Annotated in this window: 15 protein-coding genes, 1 tRNA gene and 1 pseudogene; 5 read left to right on the plus strand and 12 right to left on the minus strand. The window is 48.5% G+C overall.

The window, feature by feature from the left end; translation table 11 throughout:
• Window positions 1-67 precede the first annotated feature (67 nt).
• The 8 genes from EJO50_RS06160 to EJO50_RS06195 form a co-directional block, all read right to left on the minus strand.
• Window positions 68-694, minus strand: a complete 627-nt coding sequence (locus EJO50_RS06160) for a LysE family translocator (RefSeq protein ID WP_125972452.1) — start codon at window positions 692-694, stop codon at window positions 68-70.
• Window positions 695-998: 304 nt separating this feature from the next.
• Window positions 999-1,157 (minus strand): transposase, encoded by a 159-nt coding sequence (locus EJO50_RS06165; protein WP_164521443.1) that lies wholly within the window; start codon window positions 1,155-1,157, stop codon window positions 999-1,001.
• A gap of 61 nt (window positions 1,158-1,218) precedes the next feature.
• Window positions 1,219-2,187 (minus strand): transposase, encoded by a 969-nt coding sequence (locus EJO50_RS06170; RefSeq protein ID WP_125972456.1) that lies wholly within the window; start codon window positions 2,185-2,187, stop codon window positions 1,219-1,221.
• A gap of 328 nt (window positions 2,188-2,515) precedes the next feature.
• Window positions 2,516-3,541, minus strand: a complete 1,026-nt coding sequence (locus EJO50_RS06175) for a putative type VI secretion system effector (protein WP_125972458.1) — start codon at window positions 3,539-3,541, stop codon at window positions 2,516-2,518.
• 64 nt (window positions 3,542-3,605) lie between these two features.
• Window positions 3,606-4,631 (minus strand): putative type VI secretion system effector, encoded by a 1,026-nt coding sequence (locus EJO50_RS06180; protein WP_125972460.1) that lies wholly within the window; start codon window positions 4,629-4,631, stop codon window positions 3,606-3,608.
• Window positions 4,631-7,375 (minus strand): T6SS effector BTH_I2691 family protein, encoded by a 2,745-nt coding sequence (locus EJO50_RS06185; protein ID WP_308418410.1) that lies wholly within the window; start codon window positions 7,373-7,375, stop codon window positions 4,631-4,633. The genes EJO50_RS06180 and EJO50_RS06185 overlap by 1 nt, the downstream gene beginning before the upstream one ends.
• 46 nt (window positions 7,376-7,421) lie before the next feature.
• Entirely contained in the window at window positions 7,422-8,348 is a 927-nt protein-coding gene (locus tag EJO50_RS06190) for a DUF4123 domain-containing protein (RefSeq protein ID WP_125972463.1), read from the minus strand.
• A gap of 10 nt (window positions 8,349-8,358) precedes the next feature.
• Window positions 8,359-11,010, minus strand: coding sequence for a type VI secretion system Vgr family protein (locus tag EJO50_RS06195; RefSeq protein WP_125972465.1), 2,652 nt, complete (start codon window positions 11,008-11,010; stop codon window positions 8,359-8,361).
• A gap of 156 nt (window positions 11,011-11,166) precedes the next feature.
• Here EJO50_RS06195 and EJO50_RS06200 point away from each other — a divergent pair.
• Window positions 11,167-11,427: pseudogene (locus EJO50_RS06200) on the plus strand (ATP-binding protein); the annotation flags it as partial.
• A 568-nt stretch (window positions 11,428-11,995) separates the two neighbouring features.
• Here the strand turns inward: EJO50_RS06200 and EJO50_RS06205 are convergent.
• Window positions 11,996-12,069: transfer RNA gene (locus EJO50_RS06205), tRNA-Gly, on the minus strand.
• Window positions 12,070-12,315: 246 nt separating this feature from the next.
• Between EJO50_RS06205 and EJO50_RS06210 the strand changes: the two genes are divergently transcribed.
• A complete protein-coding gene (locus EJO50_RS06210; protein WP_164521444.1) occupies window positions 12,316-13,254 on the plus strand; it encodes an MlaD family protein in 939 nt (312 codons plus the stop codon).
• A gap of 122 nt (window positions 13,255-13,376) precedes the next feature.
• Here EJO50_RS06210 and EJO50_RS06215 read toward each other — a convergent pair whose 3' ends face one another.
• Genes EJO50_RS06215 through EJO50_RS06225 form a run of 3 tightly spaced genes read right to left on the minus strand, consistent with a single transcriptional unit; the run spans window position 13,377 to window position 19,071 of the window.
• The gene (locus tag EJO50_RS06215; protein ID WP_233702184.1) at window positions 13,377-14,774 is read right to left on the minus strand and encodes an efflux transporter outer membrane subunit; all 1,398 of its coding nucleotides are present in this window, start codon (window positions 14,772-14,774) and stop codon (window positions 13,377-13,379) included.
• Entirely contained in the window at window positions 14,767-17,904 is a 3,138-nt protein-coding gene (locus tag EJO50_RS06220) for an efflux RND transporter permease subunit (protein ID WP_125972471.1), read from the minus strand. Before EJO50_RS06220 ends, EJO50_RS06215 begins: the two co-directional genes overlap by 8 nt.
• A 9-nt stretch (window positions 17,905-17,913) precedes the next feature.
• The gene (locus EJO50_RS06225; RefSeq protein ID WP_125972473.1) at window positions 17,914-19,071 is read right to left on the minus strand and encodes an efflux RND transporter periplasmic adaptor subunit; all 1,158 of its coding nucleotides are present in this window, start codon (window positions 19,069-19,071) and stop codon (window positions 17,914-17,916) included.
• 383 nt (window positions 19,072-19,454) lie between these two features.
• Between EJO50_RS06225 and EJO50_RS06230 the strand changes: the two genes are divergently transcribed.
• The 3 genes from EJO50_RS06230 (at window position 19,455) to EJO50_RS06240 (ending at window position 24,537) form a co-directional block, all read left to right on the plus strand.
• Complete coding sequence (locus EJO50_RS06230) at window positions 19,455-20,054, plus strand: TetR/AcrR family transcriptional regulator (RefSeq protein WP_125972475.1); 600 nt, start codon at window positions 19,455-19,457, stop codon at window positions 20,052-20,054.
• Between the two features lie 120 nt (window positions 20,055-20,174).
• Window positions 20,175-21,353: an efflux RND transporter periplasmic adaptor subunit gene (locus tag EJO50_RS06235; RefSeq protein WP_125972477.1), complete on the plus strand. Its 1,179-nt coding sequence runs from the start codon at window positions 20,175-20,177 to the stop codon at window positions 21,351-21,353.
• A 46-nt stretch (window positions 21,354-21,399) separates the two neighbouring features.
• Window positions 21,400-24,537, plus strand: coding sequence for an efflux RND transporter permease subunit (locus tag EJO50_RS06240; protein ID WP_125972479.1), 3,138 nt, complete (start codon window positions 21,400-21,402; stop codon window positions 24,535-24,537).
• Window positions 24,538-24,542: the final 5 nt, after the last annotated feature.

Raw genomic sequence — 24,542 nt, forward strand, 5'->3', positions numbered from 1 at the left:
CTTGCCTGCGGATGCTTGCAAAATGTATTTGCCCGAATGGTGAGGGTTTATCTTTTCCCCGCTGGCGTTAGTTGTGGTTAACGAGCTTGATTCCGAAAGAAACAAAAAGCGCCCCGATGGCTTTATTTATCCAGCAGGTAAAGCTGCTGTTAAGCTGAATATGATGGCTGATTTTTGCCGATGAAAGGGCTAAAAAATGGCACCAGACCATGCCGTTGGCGTTAAATATGCAGCCAAGTAAGATAAATGCAAGCGTTTTGGACGGGGATTGAGCAGAAATAAACTGCGGGACAAAGGCAAGGAAAAAAATTGCAACTTTGGGGTTTAATAAATTACAGAAGAGGCCTTGTAGGAAAACGTTTTTGTAAGTGAGGGTGGATGCGGGCTGGTTGATGGCTGGTGTGGCTGATCTGTTTAATAAAAGCTTGCTACCCATATAAATTAAGTAGGCTGCGCCTATGTATTTCATAATGCTAAATGCCATGGCTGAGGTGGACAAAAGGGCGGACAGGCCCAATGCTGCTGCAAAAATATGTACCAAAGTGCCGCTGCCTATCCCCAGTGCCGCAGCCGAGCCAGCGCGCCAGCCTTGTGACGCACTGCGTGAAACAATCAACAAAGAATCCGGACCCGGCGCCATATTTAGTAAAAGACCGGAAATAACAAATAAGCCCAAGTCGTGAATGCCAAACATATGCGCGCCTTAATTAAAAAATTAAGGTGCATATTTTGCGCTCGCATTGAGGACTTGCGCTCCAGCCAGTCGTAAAAGCCACTACTGGATACTTCCAGTACTCGGCACATGAGTGCCACCGGAAATTCAGACCGATGCTGCTTCATGAACGCGTACCTGGCAGGGCTTCCCTGGCAAAGTACGCGGCGGCTTTTTTTAATAAATCACGCTCCATACGCGCCTCCGCCAATTCGCGGTGCAAGCGGGAAATTTCTTGCTCCTGCGTACTAACAGCGGCGCGCCCTAACGGCTCGACAGTCTTTAACTAACCATTTTTAGCGAGTCGAACCCAATTGCCCAGAGATTGCTCGGGGATGCTCAATAGCCTCGCGGCTTCAGGCGTGCTATGACCTTTTTCCAGAACCAGTTTTACGGCTTCGGCACGAAATTCTGCGGTATATTTTGCTCTCGGTATTTTGCTCATCACTACCTCCATACACTGATTTTACAGAATTGAAGGTGTCCGTTATTCCCAGCATGCCTCACTATGCACCATTTGGATATTTTCTCCATGCCTTGCTATTGGGGCGGGTGATCTTGTCTATATTCCCACACACTCGGCACCAAGATCCACGCGTAATATTGCTTGGGATGGACTTCCATACATGGCCACGTTTACATTGCCAGAGCATAGGCTCGTACGTTGTATATTTATCAGATAAACAAAGCCCACCCCTTAGTTTTGCCATGGCTTGCATTTTTTCCAGCGTATACCAGCGGCGATTTTTATGGCACTGCATGCATCCCATACCATTTTTAATTGATTCCAATGGTGCCTTAACTTCATGCCCCTGATCGCAGCGCCATGAAACGGGAGTCTTGCAGTCTTTATATTCAGTCGCCAGACTTTGCCAGCCACGGGCCGCTGCTACGTCCTGTAGTTTTTTTAAACCTTCTGGCTTGGCTCTATAACAAACGGTACAGAAATTGCCATATAACAATCGCCGCGCATTGCTCTCAAAAGCATGCCCTTTTCCACAGCGAAAGGACATGTACGCAACTTTACTTTTGTATTCTCTAGACAAGCATTCTCCATCCCAAGCCTTGGCAATGTCATGAACAATTTGCAGGCGCGATTCAAGCAGTTGTGCGCTTGGTGCTTTACTGGTTTGCAAGTTTTTCCAGCTTTGTACCGCCTCTTGCACTGCTTGGGGGGTAGCAGAGAAGTAGGGGCTGCAGGGCTGCAGTAAAGGCTCTGATTTTTTCTTTTTTATTTCTGCTTGCACGGCTACAACGGATTGCTTAGCTTGCCTTATTTTATTAGCAATATTTTCAAGAATTAACCTCTTTCTTTCCACCATCATGGCAAGGTCCATACCTTTATATTTAACCCGCCATTTACTTATGAGACTACTGTTTATGCCATACTCACGACTTAGCTTTGAGCTTGTAGCGCCTGCTTCGGCTTGCTTAATAATTTCCAGTATTAATTCATAAGGGTGTTGTTTTGCCATAGTCTGCAACTTATAAAGTTAGTTTTTTTCTTGTAGCCAACGAAGTACCGGGCAGGTTTTAAATCATTTTCAAGAGATAAGACCTGGCTCCCCCACTTCCCTAGCTAATAAAAAGTATAGATTCAACATTCTCAAGTTCCCATGCAGGTAAATCACTATTAAATCTTATTATACTTAATGCTCTTAGAGCCAAAGCAAGCAGATTTAACTTTACTCTGACCCCAGCTATTCATTGCCAGAAACCGAGGGTGTTTGCTCAACAGGCAATATGCATACTCCTTGCAATGGCGAATGTATTAATGAAAAATAGGCTCATTAAGGGGAGCACTTAGTACTTAAAATACATAGAGCCCAAGCTCATTTCAGTCTGGCTTAACAAGGAATTATCTTTTATTTCTTTCTTTATTTCTACCTTTCTTCCTTTTTTTCTCTCTTTCTTTCTTTTTGTTTCTTTATTATTTTTTATTAATTCATTTTCTTTTATTGCTTCATTTTCTCTTGCTATTTTTCTTTCTTTGATTAATTTGTAAACTTCTGCCTGCGATGTCTTTGGCAAATCTATATTTGATGGGTTTTCCAAGCCAAGGGCATCAAAAACATAAGTCGCCACATTGACAAATGTCATCGTTTTTCGTGAGTATAGAATCGCAAATATCCCCATAAATATATAGAGAAAAACAGGCGCAGGCCAAGCCACACGTATAGCATAAATGAAATTATCGAGGCTATATATATATAGTATTGGCGCAAAAATTACGCCTATGCTTGCCAGTAGACCTTTTTTTCCCAAGAATAGCCACATAAATGGAGGCACAAAAAAACAAAGAAGAAAAACCAACATGCCAATAAAAGACTCTCCAAAAGCAAGTAATAGAGCGCCTGCAGCTGAAATCCAGCAAAACATACCAGTCACTCCAAGAAACCACCATTTTATGGCATTCTTGATATGTGCTACTTTGCCACGTGAGCAGTGCGGGTAAAGGGCAATGGTTCGATCGGCGGGGCGAGCAATGGCAACTAATTCAAAATAATCATCCCGCCATTCGCCAACTACATCCACAATATCATTGTTGGCAAAGGGGCTGCGCCAAACCCAGCCCTTCATTGCCTTGCCATCCATTTCAAACTCTACATAATCGGCTTCTTCTTCCATATCCGATGCTGATATGGCAGCCCCCATTGCCAGCCCACTTGAGCCTATTGCCGCACTGGCAATGGCTGCCAAGCCCATCGCTTTATTATCATTTTGAGTAAAAAAGAAATTGGCATGTTCACGTGTTGATTGGTAATTACTAATCTGGCCACTGATTTTAACTAATCCAGAAACCGAGGGAGTTTGTTCCATGTCCAACATTATGATGCGTACTCCTTGCAATGGCGAAGGTATGAATGAAAAATAGGCTCATTAAGGGGAGCACTCAGTATTTAAAATACATAGAGCCCAAGCTCATTTCAGTCTGGCTTAACAAGGAATTATCTTTTATTTCTTTCTTTATTTCTAATTTTCTTCCTTTATTTCCCTCTTTCTTTCTTTTTATTTCTTTATTATTTTTTATTAATTCATTTTCTTTTATTACTTCATTTTCTCTTTCTATTTTTCTTTCTTTAATTAATTTGTAAACTTCTGCCTGCGATGTCTTTGGCAAATCTATATTTGATGGGTTTTCTAAGCCAAGGGCATCAAAAACATAAGTCGCTACATTGACAAACTTCATCGTTTTTCGTGAGTATAGAATCGCAAATATCCCCATAAATATATAGAGCCCAATAGGAACAGGCCAAACAGTACGTATTGCTAAAATAAAATCATCTAGACTATATATATATATTATTACCGACAAAAGAACGCCTAAACACCCGAGCAGACCCTTTTTCCCAAAGAATAGCCACATCAATGAGGGTACTAAAAAACAAGGAATAAAAAGTAAAAGGACAAGAAAAGATTCGCCGAGAGCGATTAGAAAAGCCATAGTAATAGCGGTAAAGCCGATCATGCCTGTCACACCAAGAAACCACCATTTAATCGCATTTTTGATATGTGCATGCTTGCCACGTGAGCAGTGCGGATAAAGAGCAATGGTTCGATCTGCGGGGCGGGCAATGGCGACTAATTCAAAATAATCATCCCGCCATTCGCCAACCACATCCACAATATCATTGTTGGCAAAGGGGCTGCGCCAAACCCAGCCCTTCATTGCTTTGCCATCCATTTCAAACTCTACATAATCGGCTTCTTCTTCCATATCCGATGCGGAAATTGCCGCGCCCATTGCCAGCCCACTTGAGCCAATTGCCGCACTGGCAATGGCCGCCAAGCCCATCGCTTTATTATCATTTTGAGTAAAAAAGAAATTGGCATGCTCACGCGTTGATTTGTAGTTTTTAATCTGGCCACTGATTTTTACTAATCCAGAAACCGAGGGTGTTTGCTCAATGTCCAACATTATGATGCGTGCTCCTTTTTTGCGTTGTCGAGTGCGTGCTTCATTTCTTCACTGTCTAGGTATGCACCCTGCTCATCTTTTTTACGGCCAAAGGGGGTAAGGTTTAGCCATTTTTCTAAAGCATCATCGGTTATTTGCCAAATAATGATTTGAATCCCAAATGCGCCTACGGTAAGCCACAAACCCACTGACATAAAAAATATTCGTGTGGCAATAATTTTGCTTGCTTGTAAGCCCATAAAGCCTGTTACTTCTGCAAGGGCAGCATTACTTGTGACTCGCAGAATAATCGGAGCGGCATAAGTAAAGGTACTCGCACCAGTTAAAGCGGCTGATGCACCGCCAAGTGCGGCTTTTGCAATGTATAGAAAGGCTATAGGATAATCATCTTTCTGAAAATTTTTATACGCATATATGCCATCCACAATCATGCCAATCATGCCTGCCGTGGCACTTAAGGAGCCACCAACAAGTTTCATCTTTTGAAAGCTTCGGCTATCCGCTCCTAATGCATTTTTAATGGGTGTGGCCGAAATATCGATAATGCCTGCGGTTAAACTTAATGCGGACGCACTAACTAGCCCCAGTGCTACAAGATCATTGTGGTAAAACACGGTTAATCGGGTTAGGTTTACACCTTCAATAAGGATAACGGCTAAAGTCAGCCGCATATCTTTAATGGCTGATAAATGATCGGCGGATTTGGTCTTTTGGAAAGTTTCCCATGCCTTGCCTAGATTTTTACCCTGATTCGCACGGAAAGCGGCTTCTTGGGCTGTCAGTGTCGCTTTTTTTGAAGTATGTCGATCTTTTCTACCCGCTTCCCGTTTGTTTTTCGAACGGCTATCAATTTCTTTTCTGCGAAGTACATCCGCATTATGCTGCTCTTTAATTAATACTTTGATATCCGCTGGATCAACTAAAGCACGTGCACCCAAAATCATTTGGATGAATTTCTCACCCAGATAATGCCCTGAAGTATTTGACTTAGTGAGGTCTGCAACTTGATTAAATGCGGGCAAAAAATTTCGAAAGAATAGATCGCCCACTGTTTTTATCCATGTACCAGGATTGCCTTTTGGCACGGCATGCAAAGCGATCCCAAAAGCTTTAGCTTTTGGATTGGGGTTAGGCTTTATTTTGGCATCAGCAAGTGCTTTCGCATTTGTTGATTCAACTGATAATGCCTTTTTGTACATATCAAATAATTTTTGCCCGAAGGTAAGAGATTTCATCCCCTCCTTAAAGTCCGCCTCGGTATAAGGCTTGTCTTTATTTTCTTTGGCCAGTTTTAAGAAATGCTCGAGTTCGGTGGCAATCTCTTTTTGATTCTGTGCTACTGCGCGATAAAACAAACTGTTTTTATCAATCTTGATTTGATCCATCCAAATCTTTAGTTTGCGTTTCCCTGATTCACTGGAATTGATACCCAGAATTGCCGCTCCAAAAACGCTTTCAAAAGCAAGGCCATCCGCAGGATTTTCATTATGAAAGTCTTCTAAGGTATCAATGAATAATGGGGCATCAAGCCAACGAACCAAGACTTGAGTGCGTTTATCTGCTAGCGATTCAATACTTTCGATCAGTTCTTTTTGATGATTTTTAAATTTTTTATATGCATCTTGATCGATATTATTTTCATACTTATCCCATGTCCTTGCCATGGATTTTTTTTTGGCTTCTTCCCGAGCGTACTCACTATTGGCCATTGGATATAAAGGAGCTTGTTTGGCCACGCTTTGAGTGGTTCCTCTATTGGAGATTGGATATGTACTATGAGCGACGAGTGGGCGATCTTCTTCTCTATCGATGGCTTCGCCACGTTGTATTGTTAAAGATTCTTTTAATGATTCAATACCCAGAATGGCATCAAGCTGAAATTCACGCTCTTGAGTGAAAAGCGCGAGATAAGCAGCAGGGTCGTTACGATATCCATTCAGCTCATGAGCCACCCCCACCGCATCCCATAGGGCCATAACATGAGGTGTGTTGCTGCCACCTGCACTTTTCTTTGCGCGAGATTGCATAAATTGCAAAGTCTCTGCGACCACGGCTTTGCGAGTGGTAACCCGATATTGCGTGCTGACCCTAGTCAGTTGCCCTTTTTCATAACTACCATCGCGCTTACTAAAAATAGGCATTTTCTGATCGTAGGGTAACTGAGCATTCGAAAAGCCTGGGCTGTATTCCATGATGCTTTCTAGTGCGGTTAAGCTGGCTGGGCTGCTATGCGGGTTTTTGGTACCAGCGGCCATGGCTTTAGGGTCGATTTCTTGCATTCTGGCGCTGCGCAGCTTGGCATCGCTGCCATATTGCGCCAGGGTTTCATCGCTCCATTTATGCTCGCTAAACGCGATCCATGTTGGGCCGCACTCATCCGGGCGATCAATAATCAGGTGGTGCAAGCGGCTATTGCGATGGCCTGCAGTTTGGCAAGTAATGCTGTCTTTAGGCGCGGAAGCCGCCTTGGGCGTGGGCTGAAGCAGTAGCAGGCCATCTTCGGTAACGCTGTAACACTCCCACTGCTTGGTACCACGGGCGTTTTTTGAGTAGAACAAATACACGTAGCCTGCACGAATGGTGCGCAATGCGTAATGAAACTCATCGCCCAAGGCAATGTCTTTTACCCTTGTGCCTTCCGCCCAAGCGGGTAGCTTTGCTGCCACAGCCTTGGGCACAACGGCATAACGCACCGGCATAATGGGTAAGCCACTGGCTTGGCATGCTTTACATAGTTGACTCATGCTTTGGTAATTTCCTGAAAATTGAAAGGTAGTGCCCTATGTAAAACTAAACAGTGCTTGCGGCGATATTTTGCCAATCGCTATCACTCAGATCCGCAACCAAGCCGCCGTAATAGCTATCCGCCTGCCGCGCTGCAAGGCATTTTTGCAGCAAAGAGTGGCGATCAAAAAACGGATGGATCGTGAACGCGTGCTGGGCAAATAGCGCTAAATCTGCATCATCACTAAAGCCCAATAATCTGGCCCGCTTGATGGCAGCAAAACCAAGCTCGTGCAGATGATCAAGTTGGGCTATTTGCAAATCGGCATTTTGCGCCAGATAGGCTAGCAGCGCCTGATTAAAAGGTGCGATCAGGGCAATATCCTGCCAGAGCAGTCGGCCCCATATCTCAGGCGTACCCTTGTTATTGCCGGTATCCGGCTTGATTTGCAAAGCCATCAGTTGGCCGTTAGGAGCAATCAGGCTCCAGCTAGCCACGGGGCCGAGTAAGTATTTTTGCTGCTCATGATTCAGCAGTGGCCATAAGGCCCACAGTACGGCAGGATCATGCAAGCGCAGTAAGTGCTTGCCGCCTAAAGGAGAGGAGCGAATCATTTGCCCGCTGATATGCAAAGCGGCTTGCTTGGCATCCCCCGAAATCTCCAGCCAGCCCGCCACTCTGCGGCCACAGCCTTCGGCAATTAAATCTGGTGAGGCTTCTTGCAAGGCTTGCTCGATACTGGGCAACAGATATTCTGAATTTTCGCCGGTCAATGGCAGCCAGTGCGGCCGCATTACCGGGTTGAGCGAGCGATATTTTAAAGGCACAACAAACCCCTTTAGCTTTGCCGCTTCATCCAGCAGCAATTCATCATCCGAAAGCACCCGGTGGCTGTTATCTAATGCGAGGTACAGCTGTTTTCCTACCTGCAGCTTATCGCTTAAGCATTGCAAAATAGCAGTTACATGGTTCGCTAAGCTTTGATCTGTCATTTTTAATCCCTCAGCTTAAACGCACAGTGGCCGCCTGCGATGCCGATGCAGCATCCATACTCTGCTCGCAGCCTTTGGCAAACTTGGGCAAGGGTGCATTTAGGCTGGTTGGCCCGCTCATATCATGGCTCGCCCCTTTAATACTTACCTTCCCCGGGCAGTGAATTTCGATATTGCCGCCTTTTAGCCGGATATAGCCGCCACCTGCAGTCATCAGAATTTCGTCTTTGGCCACCACCGTAATGCTTTCTTTGCAGGCGGTGATTTTGACGTTTTTGTCGGCGGTGATTTCAACGTTATCGCTTTGTGCTTGCAGCTGGATTTGGCCTTTGGCGGCGATCAGTTTGAGCGCGACTTTATCTTTTACCCCGGCTACAAACAGGCTGATATGCTGGCCGACGTTATGAATCCAGCGGCGGCCGGAGGTCTGGTTGCTGTCTCTTTGCGCGACCAGATCCAGGTTGGTACCGGCGGAGAGCGTCTGACTTTGCGGGCTGGTAATCGCTACGCCGTCTTCCCCGTGCAGCAGGATGATATTTTGTTGCCCTGCCTGCTCTTTGGATTTGGTTTTGCCATCTTGATCGGTATTGCTGCCTGCCTCGAAGCTTTTGCTGGCATGCACATGGTGGTGCAGATGGCCGATGCTGGCTTTGCTGCCTGCACCGTCAGCCTCTACGGTTTTGCCATCGTCGCCGGTTTCTATGGTATCGGCAAGCTGATTCGTTGCTGTTTCACCCAGGCTTTGGGCCAGTGCCAGGGCGGATTCCAGCTGGCTTTGCGCGGGGCTGCGATCGAGCTGCTTGCCGCTGGCTCCACTCTTAGCTTCGGTGCTGATGAGTAAGCCGCTGGCGCGGATTGCGCCTTGTTTATCACTGCGCAGCTCAAAGCCTTCGCCGCGAGGCTCACCCTTGCCGTCAGTTCTTGGGTGAATTAAGTAACCAAGGTTAAGCTGGGTTTTGCCGTGCTCGCTGGATAATTTGGTACGAACTTCGCCCTTGGTATCATCAAACAGCAGCTCGCCATACTGGCCGCCCTCATGCTCTTTGGTTTTGATACCAGATAACGTTTTATTGGCAGGCAGCGCGCCTGCGCCGCTAAAGGCTGGCACAGAATGGCTGCCGTTATGGACCACGCCGGTGACAATCGGGCGGTCGATGTCGCCTTCGATAAAATCGACTAAAACTTCCTGACCGATGCGCGGGATGAACTGGTGGCCCCAGCCCGCGCCTGCCGAGGGGTAGGCGACGCGTATCCAGCAGGATGATTTGTCATCCAGGTTTGCGCCAAACTCCGGGTGTTCTGCAGCACGCTGCCAATGAAATTCTATTTTTATACGCCCCTGCTCATCGGTGTGGACTTCTGATCCGGCAGGGCCGACGACGGTGGCGGTCTGTACGCCAAAGCTTTTGGGCTTGCTGTGCTCGATATGGGCAAAAGCGGGCACGATCGGCTGGCCGCGCCTTTGGGCGGTGAAATTAGCTTGATAAGGGGGATTATTCGCGGTTAAAGCCGCTCCTGCGAGTAAGCCGGGCGCGACCAGGCCAAGTTGCTGGGTTAAATCAGCGGGCAAATTATTATTGGCGGTGAATTTCAGCTCGGTGATGGCAAATTCACGCTGCTCGGCGCTATCCCATTCATGCGCGGGGTGATCTTCCAGGCGGAACCACTGCCCGGCCTGCAGGCTGCGTAAAGTACCAGAGCCGGTAAAGGATTTCTTTTTGGCATCCAATGCCTGCTGACGCAAGCTAGCATAGTGGCTTAAGCCTTCCGCGTCGCTGGCGTAATAGAGCGATTGCGGGTCATAATCTTCGAAGCTTACCTGCAGCTGCTGTCCACCATCACCCTGATCGATGCTACTTTCATCAAAACTTTCGTTGGTGCTGGTAGCTTTGTAATCAAAGCTGGCCAAAGACACGCTGCTGCTGCCGATTTGCCGCTGACTCTGCCATTCAGTCAGACTATCGCTCTCTTCCGTGACGTCAGCTCTGTGAAATCTAACAAATGAATCTGTCGCTTCTGCAATTGCAAAAGCATCATCAAACACAAGCAACTGAACCTGAGGGCTATCGCCCGGAAAATGATTAAATAACCAGGCTAAGCCTTCCTCTGCTAATAATCGTGTCAGAAAATCGAAATCGGATTCGCGGTATTGTAAGCAATAGGATCGCGGTGAATGCGTGCCGGAGAGTTTGAAATCCAGCGTTTGCACCGATGCAAACACCGGATTTTTTTCCTGATGCTCAGCCAGTACCTGTTTCACAATATCGGGGACGGATAAATCCTGGAACACGCGGGAAGTGCGGCGGTAGCGGAGTAAGGCAAACGGCGGCTCTACCGTCAGCGCATATTTGGCAAAGCCGCCATCCGAGCCCAGTAACTGCGCCTGGCTAATGACCCCGCAGCGCTCAACCGCCTCGCCATCAGCATTTTCAATAGATAGAACGACTGGCAAACCCAGTAGCGATTTAAGCTCTAAAGCACTATCGGGGGATAAGCAATCGATCTGGTAGCGGTATGCCTGATTGATGCCCTCGCTGCCTGTTACGTGCTGGGGCAATAACTGCTCACTCCACACTGAGCCATCGCCAAGCTGAAGAGAGATAAGGCGCTGATCCTGATTAAAGGCAGCGGCGAAAGAGGCAAGGAGATCGGAAGTCATCATAAACCAAGGGTTTAGAGGTGATTTTTGATATTACATGAAGCTTTATTTATGCTGTATTAGGTCTTCAGTTGATAAGGAGCCATTTCTTCCAATTAAGAAAGGGTGAATTTGGGTAAAAGCGGCAACTTGGCACGGCAGTTCAGTGAGATTGATACGCTTATTTTGGACGAACTAGGTTATCTGCCGTTTCCGGCATCTGGTGGTGCCTTACTGTTTCATTTGCTCAGCCAGCTGTATGAAAAAACGAGTCTAACCATCACGACCAACCCGTGATTCGGCGAGTGGGTAACTGTATTCGGGAACGCCAAAATGACAACAGCGTTGCTGGACCGGATAGCGCATCACTGTGAAACTCTGGAAACGGGCAATGATTCGTTCAGGTTTAAACAGCGTAAAAAGGGGCAGAAAACGGGCTGACAAGCTGGAAACTTTTGGACGCTGATGAGTGGAAAGTATTGGATGCTGATTGGCATTCTAAGCATTAAATAGTGCTTCTCCACCAATAATGGCATCTGAAAATTTGGCTGTGCCTTCAATAAGCTGGACTGATGATTTAATAGGAATCCCTAGTCTCAGCACTAATCAGTGCTGTCTTTACAAAAAAACACTCGAGCGCACAAAAAAAGCCCTAGGTCAACCGGGGTGATATGCCGTGTTTTAGGTTGCTTTCGATTCGGGCTTGTTGGCAGAGCCTAGCTTTTGGTGCAGCCAGCAGGGTATTAATTATGCGGACATGGTTGGGTAGTATTGGAGTAAGAAAATAGTAGGTGGATATGGTCCGTATCACAACAGCAATAAAAATACTGATGTGCTCAGGAAAGGGCGTTGGGATGCGAAAGAATTTGATCAGATATGCGGTGAGTTACCTGACAAAAATCGATGAGCTGATCAGATTACAAATCCCAGAGGGGTTTTTTATGAAGTGTGGGACTAGGTAGGGAGTAAAAAATAAAGCCCTGAAAAATCAGGGCTTTATTTTTTTATTTGGAGCGGGCGATGAGAATCGAACTCACGGCGCTAGCTTGGGAAGCTAGGGTATTACCATTATACGACGCCCGCCGTGTGATGCTGGGGCATTGTAAGTCGGACTGATGTTTTTTGCAAGCTTGCTTGACGGTAATGAGCTAAATGACTCAGGGTAATTATTTGGATCATGACCTTTTTTTTGAAGTCTGATATAAGTACGCGGGCTTTGTAAGTACATTGGCTTTTGATCTTTCCAGTTGCTTGCATGGCACTTCCCATGTGCCCGGTTTATCAGAGGGTGGTTTGTGGTTTTTCTATGCGATTAAAATGAGTTGGAATATGAGTGTTGATTTATATATAAGCCTACTAAAAAAAGATAATCGGGTTTATATCGGGGGTTTGATGTCCGGGTGCGTGTTTGTGGTTGCGGTTGCGGTATATGTCCTGGCCCGTTCTTTGAGTCTGTTTGAGCAAAGCTATTCGCTTGAATTTCAAGCTGCAGGTACTGACTCGTTATATAAAGGAATGCTGGTTCGTTTGTCGGGGCGAACTGCCGGTAAGATTATCGAAATTAGTCGCGAAAAAGAAACCCGTGTGCGCGTGCAAATGCTTATTAATAAAGATTTTAAACGCTGGATCAAAAGTGACTCGGTAGTCTCTTTAGCGCGGGAAGGCATTTTTGGTGAACGCTTTATTCAGATTTCTGTTGGTGAAAGCAAAGGCCCTTCTTTAGAGTCAGGCTCCGAGCTGGTGTTTGATGCGGGGATGAATGTGCTTTTGCAGCAATTGCGAGCACACCTGTTCCGGCTGCAGGAAGAAATCCAAGGTCTGGCCGCTTTACTTGAATCACCAGATGGGCATACTTTGGGTGAGGTGCGGGGTTTATTAAAGGAGCTGCACAGCACCCGTACGGATATCGATAAAACACTGGCAAGTGCCGCTTTGCTTGCCTATGAAAATATCCCCGATACTTTAGGCTATGTCGAGGGCACGCTGGCTGGATTTAAAAAAGCCGCACAAAGTATGGATGCCCGGCTGGTACAGATCAGTATGACACTGGAGGTTGTGCTGGATCGACGGGATGAAAATGGAGTTGATAAAACACTGAAAGAAGTACAGGCCTCAGCGCAAGAGGCGCGTCCCTTGCTGCAAAAAGCTATTAAAGATACTGATGTGGTGATAAAAAATGCTTATCAGGCCATGATGAGTATCAATGATGACGGGGTGTTTGGCAGCAAAGAAAAACTGCTGGTTATGCCAGAAGTTGCTGTCATATGAGGTGAGGTTGTTGTGCCGCAGGGGGAAAAGAGCCGCATAAAACGGGAATAAATTCTGGTGCTTTTTTTCCGTTTTATGCGGTGTACTACATCCGGTAAAATAAGCCGGATTGGTTTGGTTTATCAGCTATTGGATGATTGCCTGTCGGCTTTCCAGCCTCCGCCCATGGCTTTGTAAAGATCGACCGTGGCATTGAGCTGATCACGCTGGGCTGCTGCAAGATTGAGCTGGGCTTGAAAGAGTGAGCGCTGCGCGTCCAGTACTTCCAGATAGCCAGAAAATCCATTGTCGTAGCGCAAAGTGGCAAGCTTTAATTGCCGGCTGAGCGAATCCAGCTGTAATTGCTGGGCGGCTACAATTTTTACACTGCTGCTGCGGGCGATCAGTGCATTTTGGGTTTCGGCAAAAGCCTGCTGAATAGTAAGGCGATAATTGGCTACGGCCTGTTTTTGTCTGGCCGTGGCACCTTCTACATTGGCGGTGGTGCGGCCATTATCAAATAGTGGCGCAGTAAGGTTGCCAAGAAAAGACCACGTTTTTGCCGGTCCTGAAAATAAATTACTGATCGATGTGCTTTCTGTTCCTAAAAAGCCTGTAAGGGAAATTGTAGGGTAGTAAGCCGCTCGGGCAGCAGCAATTCTGGCTCCTGCAGCTTGCAATGATTGCTCGCTGGCCTGAATATCAGGGCGGCGAATCAGTAGCTGGGAGGGCAGGCCCAGCGGCACATTTACAGGCAGGCTGATCTGCCTGAGTGTTTTTCCGCGGTTGATGCCGGATTCGATCATTTCTCGTGGGTTTTGGCCAATCAGAATCCCCAGACTGCCAGTGACCTTGGCTATGCTTTGTTCGATACCCGGCACACTGGCTTGTGCTGAGGCCAGCTCTACTTCGGCCTGACGCAGGTCCAGCTCGGAAGTGACACCGCCTTCAAAACGGCGCTTTCTAAGTTGAAAGCTTTCCTGTCTGGTTTTAAGTGTTTCCTGTGCGATAAGCAGCTGCTGATCCAGTGCGCGCAAATTAAAGTAGGTTTGCGCCACATTGGCAAAGAGCGCTAATGCCACGGCATCTCTGTTGTATTCGCTGGCGAGTAGATCAGCCCTGGCGGCGTCATTGGTGTTTTTAATGCGGCCCCATAGATCCAGCTCCCATGATGCGCTTGCCCCAAGTGAGTAGTTATCAGATGGAGTACCAAGCTGCGTCGACAGGCCGCGGCCTGCTTTGCCTCCCAGATCAAGCCTTGGTAACTGCTCCGCAGAGGTAATGCCCAGCGCTGCACGCGCTTCGTCAATGCGGGCGGCGGCAATGACCAGATTCTGGTTGTGCGCTTCTGCCGCATTGATCAAGCTATTTAGTGCCGGGTCGTCAAATTGCACCCACCAGTTGCTGCCGATGCTGATATCACTGGCAGAATCACTGTGCCATGAATCGGGCAGATCAGTGTTTTTATCGATAGCAGGAGGCGTCAGAGCGCAGGCGCTTAAAGCGGATGCAATCAGAAGAGCAAGAATTGTTTTACGCATGATGATCTCCTGCTTCAGGGCTTGTTGCGGTTTTTTTCTCGCTGCCTTTCATAATCAAACGGAAGAAAAGCGGAATAAAGAAAATAGCAATAAAGGTTGCCGCTAACATGCCGCCAATTACGGGGGTGCCGAGTGAATGACGGCTGGCCGAGCCTGCACCGCTGGATAAAACCAGGGGCAGGCAACCCAGAATAAATGCAAGTGAGGTCATGATAATTGGCCTGAAACGCAGGCGGGCTGCTGAAAGAGCAGAATCAAGCAGGCTCATGCCTTCTTCATGCTTCATGACGGCAAACTCTACGATCAGAATCGCATTTTTTGCAGCCAGCCCCACCAGCGTGACCAGCCCGATCTGAAAGTAAACATCGTTAGTCAGGCCGGTTAGAAATACGGATAGCAAGGCACCAAACAGTGCAAATGGTACCGCGCTGATTACGGCAATGGGCAAAGTCCAGCGCTCGTATTGTGCAGCCAGAATTAAAAAGACCATGATGATACCAAAGCCAAAGGCCAGTGCTGCAGACGAGCCAGCTGCTTTTTCCTGATAGGCCGAGCCTGTCCATTGCAGCTTGTAATCTGCGCCCATTACGCTGGCTTCGACTTCTTCCAGTGCTTTAATGGCTTGCCCGGAGCTGATGCCCGGTGCAGGTTGCGCCATGATTTTGGCTGACTGAAACACATTGAAGCGCTCAACCAGCTCCGGGCCGACCGATGTTTTGACTTGCACAAGGCTGGTGAGCGGGATCATGTCACCCTTATCTGAGCGCACATACACATTACGGATGTCATCTGGGCGGGCACGGAAATCGGCTTCAGATTGCAATTGCACGCGGTAAGTGCGGCCAAACTGGTTAAAGTCATTGACATAAACCTGGCCGAATGTGGCCTGCATGGTGTCAAATACCTGATTGATGCTTACACCGAGTGCTTTGGCTTTTTCCCGGTCAAGATCAAGGTAAATCTGCGGTACATTAGCGCGGAAGGTGGTTGAAACACTGGCAAATTCAGGGCGTTTCTTGGCTTCATCTACAAAGCGCTGCGCCGCTTTGGCAAACTCTTTAGTGTCGCCCGTGCCGCGGTTTTGCAGGTAACCTTCAATCCCGCCCGTGGTGGACATCCCCTGAATGGCAGGCGGGTTAAATGTTGCAGCAAAGCCGTCTTTCATGCCCATATAGGCCATGCCCTGGAATACTTTGGCCAGTGCAAATGAGCTGTCTGCCGGATCTTTACGTTCTTTCCAGTCTTTGAGCGTAGAAAACACAATGCCGCTATTGCTGATAATGGCGCCGGAAAGGATATCAAAACCTACAAAAGACACAACATTTTCAACATTCTTATTAGCCATCAGCATTTTTTCAAACTGATCACTGGCGGCTGTTGTGCGGTTGAGTGAAGAGGCGTCCGGCAGCATGACCGAACTGATTAATGTGCCCTGATCTTCGTCAGGCACCAGCGCGCCAGGTACTTTTTGCAGCAGAACAAAGATCGACAGCAATACCGCAGCAAACAGCACAAACGCCACACCCACACGGCGGTTCAGAAACGCGACGCCACTTACATAGCCATTGGTGAGGCGATCAAAACTTTTGTTAAACCAGACAAAGAATTTTGCAGGCTCACTATGATTGTTTTTTAACAAAATGGCACAAAGCGCCGGGGTGAGGGTCAAGGCCACAATCCCCGAGATAACAACCGAAACCGCAATTGTTACTGCGAATTGTTTATACATTACCCCTGTCATGCCGCCCATAAAGGCAACAGGCAGAAATACGGCGCAAAGAACCAGCACAATGGCAATAACGGGGCCTGCGACTTCCTGCATGGCCTGGATTGAGGCTTCTTTGGCCGAGCATTTGGTCTCGCTCATAATCCGCTCGACGTTCTCCAGCACCACAATGGCGTCATCTACCACAATACCAATAGCCAGTACCATCCCGAACAGGGTTAAGAGATTGATCGAAAAGCCCAGCATGAGCATCCCCGCAAAGGTACCAATCAGCGAAATTGGTACGGCGATACACGGAATCAGTGTGGCGCGGAAGTTTTGCAAGAAGAGATAAACCACGATGAATACCAGAACAATGGCTTCAAACAAGGTATGGACAACTTCTTCGATGGAGATTTTAACAAACTCGGTGGTGTCGTAAGGAATGGAGTATTCAATGCCGTCCGGAAAGCGGCCTTTCAACTCTTCCATTTTGGCTTTAATACCCTCAGCGACTGCAACTGCGTTGGCTCCCGGTTGCAGGTAGAGTGCTACCGCAACTGCAGATTTGCCATTTACACGGGCTTGCAGATCGTAATCTTTCCCCCCCATTTCTACTCTGGCCACATCTTTCAGGCGGATTTTTGCGCCGTCTGCGGTAGAGCGAACGATGACGTTTTCAAACTCTTTGACGTCTTTTAGACGGCCCTGTGTATTAACCGTATAAGTAAAGTCGATGGGTGCTGTGGTTGGCTGAGCACCGATTTTGCCGGCTGAAAATTGCGCATTTTGCTCGCGGATTGCTCCGATTACATCCGATGGGGTCAGCCCGAGCTGGGCTAAACGATCAGGGCGCAACCAGACACGCATGGCGTAATCAGTCCCCCCGAACAGTGATGCATCACCAATGCCAGGTAAACGCTTTAGCTCATCAATAATATTGAGTAGGGCGTAATTGGACAGATAGGTGGTGTCATAGCGGTTATTGGGTGAGCTAAGCGTCATCACGCTTAAAATCGAGGTCGATTTCTTTTTAACCGTCACACCCTGGCGTTTTACCTCTTCGGGCAATTGCGCCAGTGCCGCAGAGACGCGGTTGTTGACGTTAATGGTGGCCTGATCGGGGTCGGTACCAATTTCAAAGTACACGTTCATATTCATCTGGCCGTTCGAAGCGGAGCCAGATTGCACATAAATCATTTTTTCCACGCCGTTGATTTGTTGCTCCAGCGGGGCCGCGACCGTTTGAGCGATCACTTCAGGCGTAGCTCCAGGGTAAACGGCAGAAACAGAAACTACGGGTGGCGTAATGCCCGGGTATTGTTCGATCGGCAGCGAGCGCATTGCGGCCAGACCTGCCAGCACGATGATGATTGAAATCACGCTGGAGAAGATTGGCCTTTCAATAAAGAATTTCGAAAACATAGTGTGTCCTTATTGAGCAGCCGGGCTGCTGGCGGGGGATGGATTGACGACGGCACCGGGTCTAACTTTCATTAGCCCGTCTACAATCACTTTTTGCCCCACTTTCAGCCCTGATTCAACAATGACCTTGCCGTCTGTAACCGAGCCCAGCTTGACTGGCACCGGAACAACTTTGTTATCAGCGCCCAGTGTCATCACAATGTGATCTGCCTGCGACTGAACCACGGCGCGCTCAGGGATCAGGATGGTGTTTTTGCGTTTGCCTAGCGCTACCGTGACACGGACAAATTGCCCCGGAAGCAGATCACCCTTGGGGTTTTTGAAAATGGCGCGGGCACGGATGGTGCCGGTTTTGGGGTCAACACGGTTATCGGAGAAGTTAATCAGGCCGGTTTGCGGGTAAATACTGCCATCGGCCAGCTTGATCTGGGCTGTGAAGTGTTTCGAATCGTTTAGCGTAACCTGGCCGCTGCGTGTTGCGGTTTCGAGAGCTTGCTTATCTTGCTCGGAATAAGAAAAGTTCACATAAAGCGGATCAAGCTGGCTGATGGTGGTAAGGCGGCCGGAGTCGCCAGTGGCCGAGATCAGGCTGCCTTCGGATTGCACCAGTTTGCTGGTGGTGCCGGAAAAAGGGGCGGTGACTTTGGTGTAACCCAGATTAAGCTCAGCTTGTTTAACGCTGGCCTGCGCTGTTTGGTTGCTGGCTAAAGCCGAGGTGTATGCTGACATTGCATCATCATAATCTTTGCGGCTTACTGCGTTTTCTTTGAAAAGCGGCGTAATCCGGTCGCGGTCTGCACGGGCTTTTTCCAGTTTGGATGCTTCTTGCAATAGCTGGCCTTTGGCCTGGTCCAGCGTTGCTTTGTAAGGCTCGGGATCAATTTCAAATAACACTTGCCCGGCTGCAACCTGTGCACCCTCTACATAGGTCCTTTTTAATAGAATACCATTTACGCGCGAGCGTACTTCTACATCACGATAGCCTGCTGTTTCACCTACCATCTCTTTAGTAAGGGCAACATCGCTGGCTTTAATCTCGATAAAGCTGACCGGAGCAGGGGAGGGGGCTGTCAGGCCAGTTTCTTTTCCACAGGCGCTAAGTAGCACCAGGGTGGTAAGTGCACTCAGGCGAAATATGTTTGGTAAAGACCTAGTACCCTGGTTCATGGGTGGGCTCCGTATCGGGACGTGTATGTGAAGAGTAAGTATTCTTACAATGCAATGTCATTTGCATTGATTAAAAATCAGGAAGGTAAGGGTATTGTTTTTTATTTTAAAAAACCAGTGCATATTAATTTTTATTAATTCACATTATTACCTTGCAAGTTTAATTGTTTTTGAGTTTGCCTGAAGTAAGGGATGAGGTGGATTGTGTCATTTTACCTGCCTGAAGTGTAGGGGTTTAGTTTGTAAACTTATTTACTGCCTTTGTTTTATTGACTTGCAAGTGTGTAGATGCGGTTTTTTTGCAAGTAAAGCAGATCTTTTCAGGTGTCTTCACTTTTGGTTTTTTTTAGATTAGACTGTCCAGTCCAAAATGAGGTGTGACAATGGTTAAGAGTAAGCTTGCAGGGAGTGAAGCAGGGCTTGACCCTGTCATTTGTGCGGCTAAGTCCGTTTTTTGTGAAATGGGTTATCGCGCCAGTATTGAGAAAGTTGCGGCACGGGCGGGAGTGGCAAGACAAACTATTTATAATCGTTTCGGTAGTAAACAAGCGCTGTTTGAGTTGACGATTGAATATTTTATTGGCGAAATGCTTGCTCCGCTGGCGGTGAACGAGGGGAGCGTGAGGGAGCGGCTGCTGCGTTTTTCTCTGTCGTTTCGTGCACGAATGATGACAGCAGAGTCTGTTAAAGCACACAGGATGCTTACAAGCGAGGCACCTCGTTTTCCCGAGCTGGCCCGCCGTCATTTCGAGCTTTGTATCGAGCGCACGACCAGGCAATTAGCGGCGCAGTTAGAAACTGCCATGCAGGAAGGGCAGCTTCGCCGGGCTGACTCTATGGAAGCGGCCACATTTCTATTTGATATGTTGAAAGGTTACGATCATCTAAAGTTGTTGTTTGGCGGTGAGCCACCAGACCCGGCGGGTGAGACTGCAAAAGTGAACCGCATTGTGGATATGTTCTTGCGTGCTTATCAGGCGTAAGTCTGGGCTGGTTTTAAGCGGGATTAAAGTGTTAAATTATCATTCAAATGAAAATTAGTCTCATTAAATATGAGCTTAAGCAGGGAAATTTAAATAGTGTCTTATTACAAAGGATTGAGAATGCTGCCTTCACTCAAAAAAAGTGTGGTTTTAGTTATTGGAGCGGCAGCCATGCTGGCCGCTTGCGGCAAACCGGAAGGAGAAGCTGCGGGTGCTGCAGGGGGGGGCATGCCGCCAGCAGAAGTCACCGTGGTGACGGCTCAGGCGGGTAGTGCTGCGCTGACCCGTGATCTAAGTGGGCGGATTACGGCAGTACGCACTGCTGAAGTGCGGGCGCGGGTGGATGGTATTTTAGAGAAGCGCTTATTTAACGAAGGTGGTGAAGTTAAAGCGGGTGAGTCTTTATTTAAGATTGATTCGCGTGTGCTTGAAGCCAATGCGGCGACGGCAAAGGCGGCTTTAGTCAAGGCCAAATCCAGTGTGCTGATTGCCCGGCAAACTGCCGATCGCTACCGCCAGCTCGTAGGCGAGCAAGGTGTAAGCCGCCAGGAATTTGATCAGGCCGAAGCGCAGCTCAAGCAAAGCGAGGCAGAAATGGCTGCCGCTGAAGCGGAAGTGCGCCGCAGTAGCGTAGATCTGGAATACGCCAGCGTACAGGCGCCGATTAGTGGCCGTATTGGTCGCGCCCTGGTTTCGGAAGGGGCTTTGCTAAGTAAGAGTTCAGGTACGGCGCTGGCCACTATCGAGCAAATCAATTCGGTGTATGTGGATTTCAGTCAGTCCGGTGCAGATCTCTTACGCCTAAAACAGCTGGCAAAAGTCGGCAAGCTTAAACAAGCCTCGCTGCCGGTTGATTTGCTGCTTGAAGACGGCACGCCTTACGCTCATGCCGGTAAATTACTGTTTGCCGAGCAAACCATTGATCCTGCTACCGGTACGGTGACGTTACGCGCTGAATTTCCAAACCCTGATCATCTATTACTGCCGGGTATGTTTGCTACCGTGCGTGTAGCGCAAGGTGCAATGGATGCCACAGTGCGTGTACCACAAAAAGCCATTGTTTCTTCACCACAGGGGCAGCTTGTTTATATCGTGGGCAGCGACAATAAAGTTGCACCTGTCCCGGTTAAAACTGGCGGTTTTTCGGGTACGGACTGGATCATTCTGAGTGGTTTAAAAGGTGGCGAGCGGGTAATGATCGATGGCATCCAGAAAGTACGCCCCGGCGCTGTAGTGAGCCCGGTTGATGCGGCTGCGGCTAAATCTGCCCCAATTGCTTCTGCCCCTGCAAAAAAATAGATGCTGCTGATGATGCATAAGCATCACTGGCGCATTAGGAGAGTTTATGTTTGCTCGATTTTTTATCGATCGCCCCGTATTTGCCTGGGTGATCGCAATTATTATTGTTCTGGCGGGTTTGCTGGCTTTGAAAAGCCTGCCTATTTCCCAGTACCCCGAAGTGGCTCCGCCCGCTTTAACGATTAATGCCACTTATCCTGGTGCCAGTGCGCAGGTGATGGAGGAAACGGTTACCGCACTGATTGAGCAGGAAATGAACGGGCTGGAGAACATGCAGTATATGAGCTCCAACAGCGATAGCGCCGGCAATATGGCAATTACGCTGACGTTTAAGCCGGGTACAGATTTAGATACTGCCTCGGTTGAAGCGCAAAATCGTGTAAAGCGGGTTGAAGCACGCTTGCCGAGCGAAGTGCGCCAGCAGGGCGTGCAGGTGGTTAAATCCCGCAGTAATTTTCTGATGTTTGTGACGCTCTTGTCGCCAGATGGCAGTTACGACAATGTGGCGCTGGGCAGCTATGTTAATTCCAGCGTGATTGATTCTATCCGCCGTGTGCCGGGCGTGGGTGAGGCGATGTTGTTTGGCTCCGAATACGCTATGCGCATCTGGCTGGACCCGGCCAAGCTGGCGGGTTTTAAGCTGTCTGCCTCCGAAGCGCTGGCTGCTGTACGCGCGCAAAACGTGCAATTGGCTACCGGCGAAATCGGCCAGCTGCCCGCACCTGCAGGCCAGCAATTTACAGCCACGGTCGTGACGCAGGGCCGTTATTTAACGGCTGAGCAATTTGGCAATATCGTGTTGCGTGATGGTAAGAATGGCTCGCAATTACGCTTAAAAGACGTGGCCAGGGTTGAGCTGGGCGCATCCGATTACAGCGTGCTGGCGCGCTTAAACGGCAAAAGTATCGCAGCGATCGGGATTAAGCTGTCTCCTGATGGCAATGCTCTGGAAACGGCTAAAGCGGTGAAAGCCAAGCTGACCGAGTTATCGCAGTTTTTTCCTAAGGGTATTGCAGTTGAAGTGCCTTATGACACATCCAAGTTTGTTGATGTTTCAATTAAGGAAGTACTGAGTACTCTGGTTGAGGCGATTGGCCTTGTGTTTGTGGTGATGTATTTGTTCCTGGGAAATATCCGCGCCACCCTGATTCCGACCATTGTGGTACCTATTGCGCTTCTGGGGGCTCTGGTAGGTTTGCAGCTCTTTGGATATTCGATCAATGTGCTGACGATGTTTGCCATGGTGCTGGCTATTGGTATCTTGGTTGACGATGCCATTGTAGTGATCGAAAACGTCGAGCGGATTATGAGCGAAGAAGGCCTTGCGCCGCGCGAAGCCACGCAAAAAGCAATGGGGCAGATTATTGGCCCGATTATTGCCATTACGCTGGTGCTGACGGCCGTGTTTGTGCCGATGGCGTTTTTCTCGGGTGCGGTGGGCGCTATTTATCGCCAGTTCTCGGTAACTTTAGTGCTGACGATGTTCTTCTCGGCGCTGATGGCTTTAACCTTAACGCCTGCCTTGTGCGCGACCTTCCTTAAGCCTTTGAAAAAGGGCGAGCATCATGGCACTAAGGGATTTTTAGGTTGGTTTAACCGCAAATTTGCCGCTTTAACCCTGCGCTATCAGGGCTGGGTAGGTACATGCATACGTAAAACCGGTTTATCTTTACTGTTTTTTGCTTTGATTCTGGTTTCTACCGGCTGGCTGATGTCGCGTTTGCCCACGTCTTTTCTGCCTGATGAAGACCAGGGTTATTTTATTAGCGTGGTGCAATTGCCTGCAGGGGCTACGCATGAGCGTACGCTGGAAATCGTTGAACAGGTTGAAGCGCATTTTGTGAAACAGCCTGAGGTGGATCGTGTGATTGCGATTGTGGGTTTTAGCTTCTTTGGCCGTGGTCAAAATGCAGCGCTGGCCTTTGTTACCTTAAAAGACTGGAAAGATCGCCCGCTGGCAGATAGTCAGGTTGGCCCGGTGGTGCAGCGCGCCAATATGATGTTGTTTCGCATTAAACAGGCGTTCTCATTTGCAACTAATGTGCCGCCGATTCCTGAACTGGCTTCGGTAGGTGGGTTTGATTTTCGTTTGCAAGATCGCGCCGGTTTAGGTCGTGATCGCCTTTATGATGCACGCAATGCATTGCTGGGCATGGCTGCGCAAAACAAAGCGCTGGCCGGTGTTCGCCCGGATGGCCAGGAGCCGGGTCAGCAGCTTTTACTGGATGTAAACAAGGTAAAAGCCAGCCAGCTGGGGATTGATATGACCGAGCTGAACAACACTCTGGCTATTTCATTGGGTTCAGCCTATGTGAATGACTTTGTGCGTGAAGGCCGTATCTTGCGCGTTTTAATGCAAGCTACACCGGAAAGCAGGTTATCTCCGGATGATTTACTCAAGCTGCAGATTAAAACCCGTGCGGGTAATCTGGTGCCGCTGTCTGAAATTGCCGTAGCCAAGTGGCAGGCGGGTGCTTCTGCGCTGGATCGCTACAACGGCTTGCCTGCGTTCAAGATTTCAGGCGGCCCGGCTCCGGGTAAAAGCTCGGGCGAGGCGATGGATGCCATGGAAGCGATGGCCAAGCAATTGCCGCCGGGTGTGGGCTTTGAATGGTCGGGTACGTCGTTTGAAGAGCGGCTTTCCGGCTCGCAAGCGCCATTTCTGTTTGGCTTGTCGATTCTGATCGTGTTCTTGTGCCTTGCAGCGCTGTACGAAAGCTGGTCGATTCCGTTTGCTGTGTTATGGGTTGTGCCGCTGGGTATTTTTGGTGCGGTTGCTGCCATGACATTACGCGGCCTGCCGGATGATGTGTACTTTAAGGTGGGGCTGATTGCCATTATCGGTTTGTCAGCCAAGAACGCGATTTTGATTATTGAATTTGCCCGGGATCTGCAGCGCCAGGGTATGAGTGCAATTGATGCCACACTGGAAGCCTGCCGCTTACGCTTTCGCCCGATTCTGATGACGTCCTTTGCCTTTATTGCAGGTGTATTGCCGCTGGTTACCAGCTCCGGTGCAGGAGCTGCCAGTCGCCGCGCGATTGGTACCGGGGTGATGGGCGGGATGATTACAGCGACGGTCTTTGCGGTGTTCCTGGTGCCGGTGTTCTTTGTTGTCGTGCGCCGCTTCTTCCCAGAAAAAATTGTGGTGCGAAGCGACGAAATCGCCGATGACCATCGTTAATTAGA

The sequence above is a fragment of the Iodobacter ciconiae genome (assembly GCF_003952345.1).
Taxonomy (GTDB): Bacteria; Pseudomonadota; Gammaproteobacteria; order Burkholderiales; family Chitinibacteraceae; genus Iodobacter; species Iodobacter ciconiae.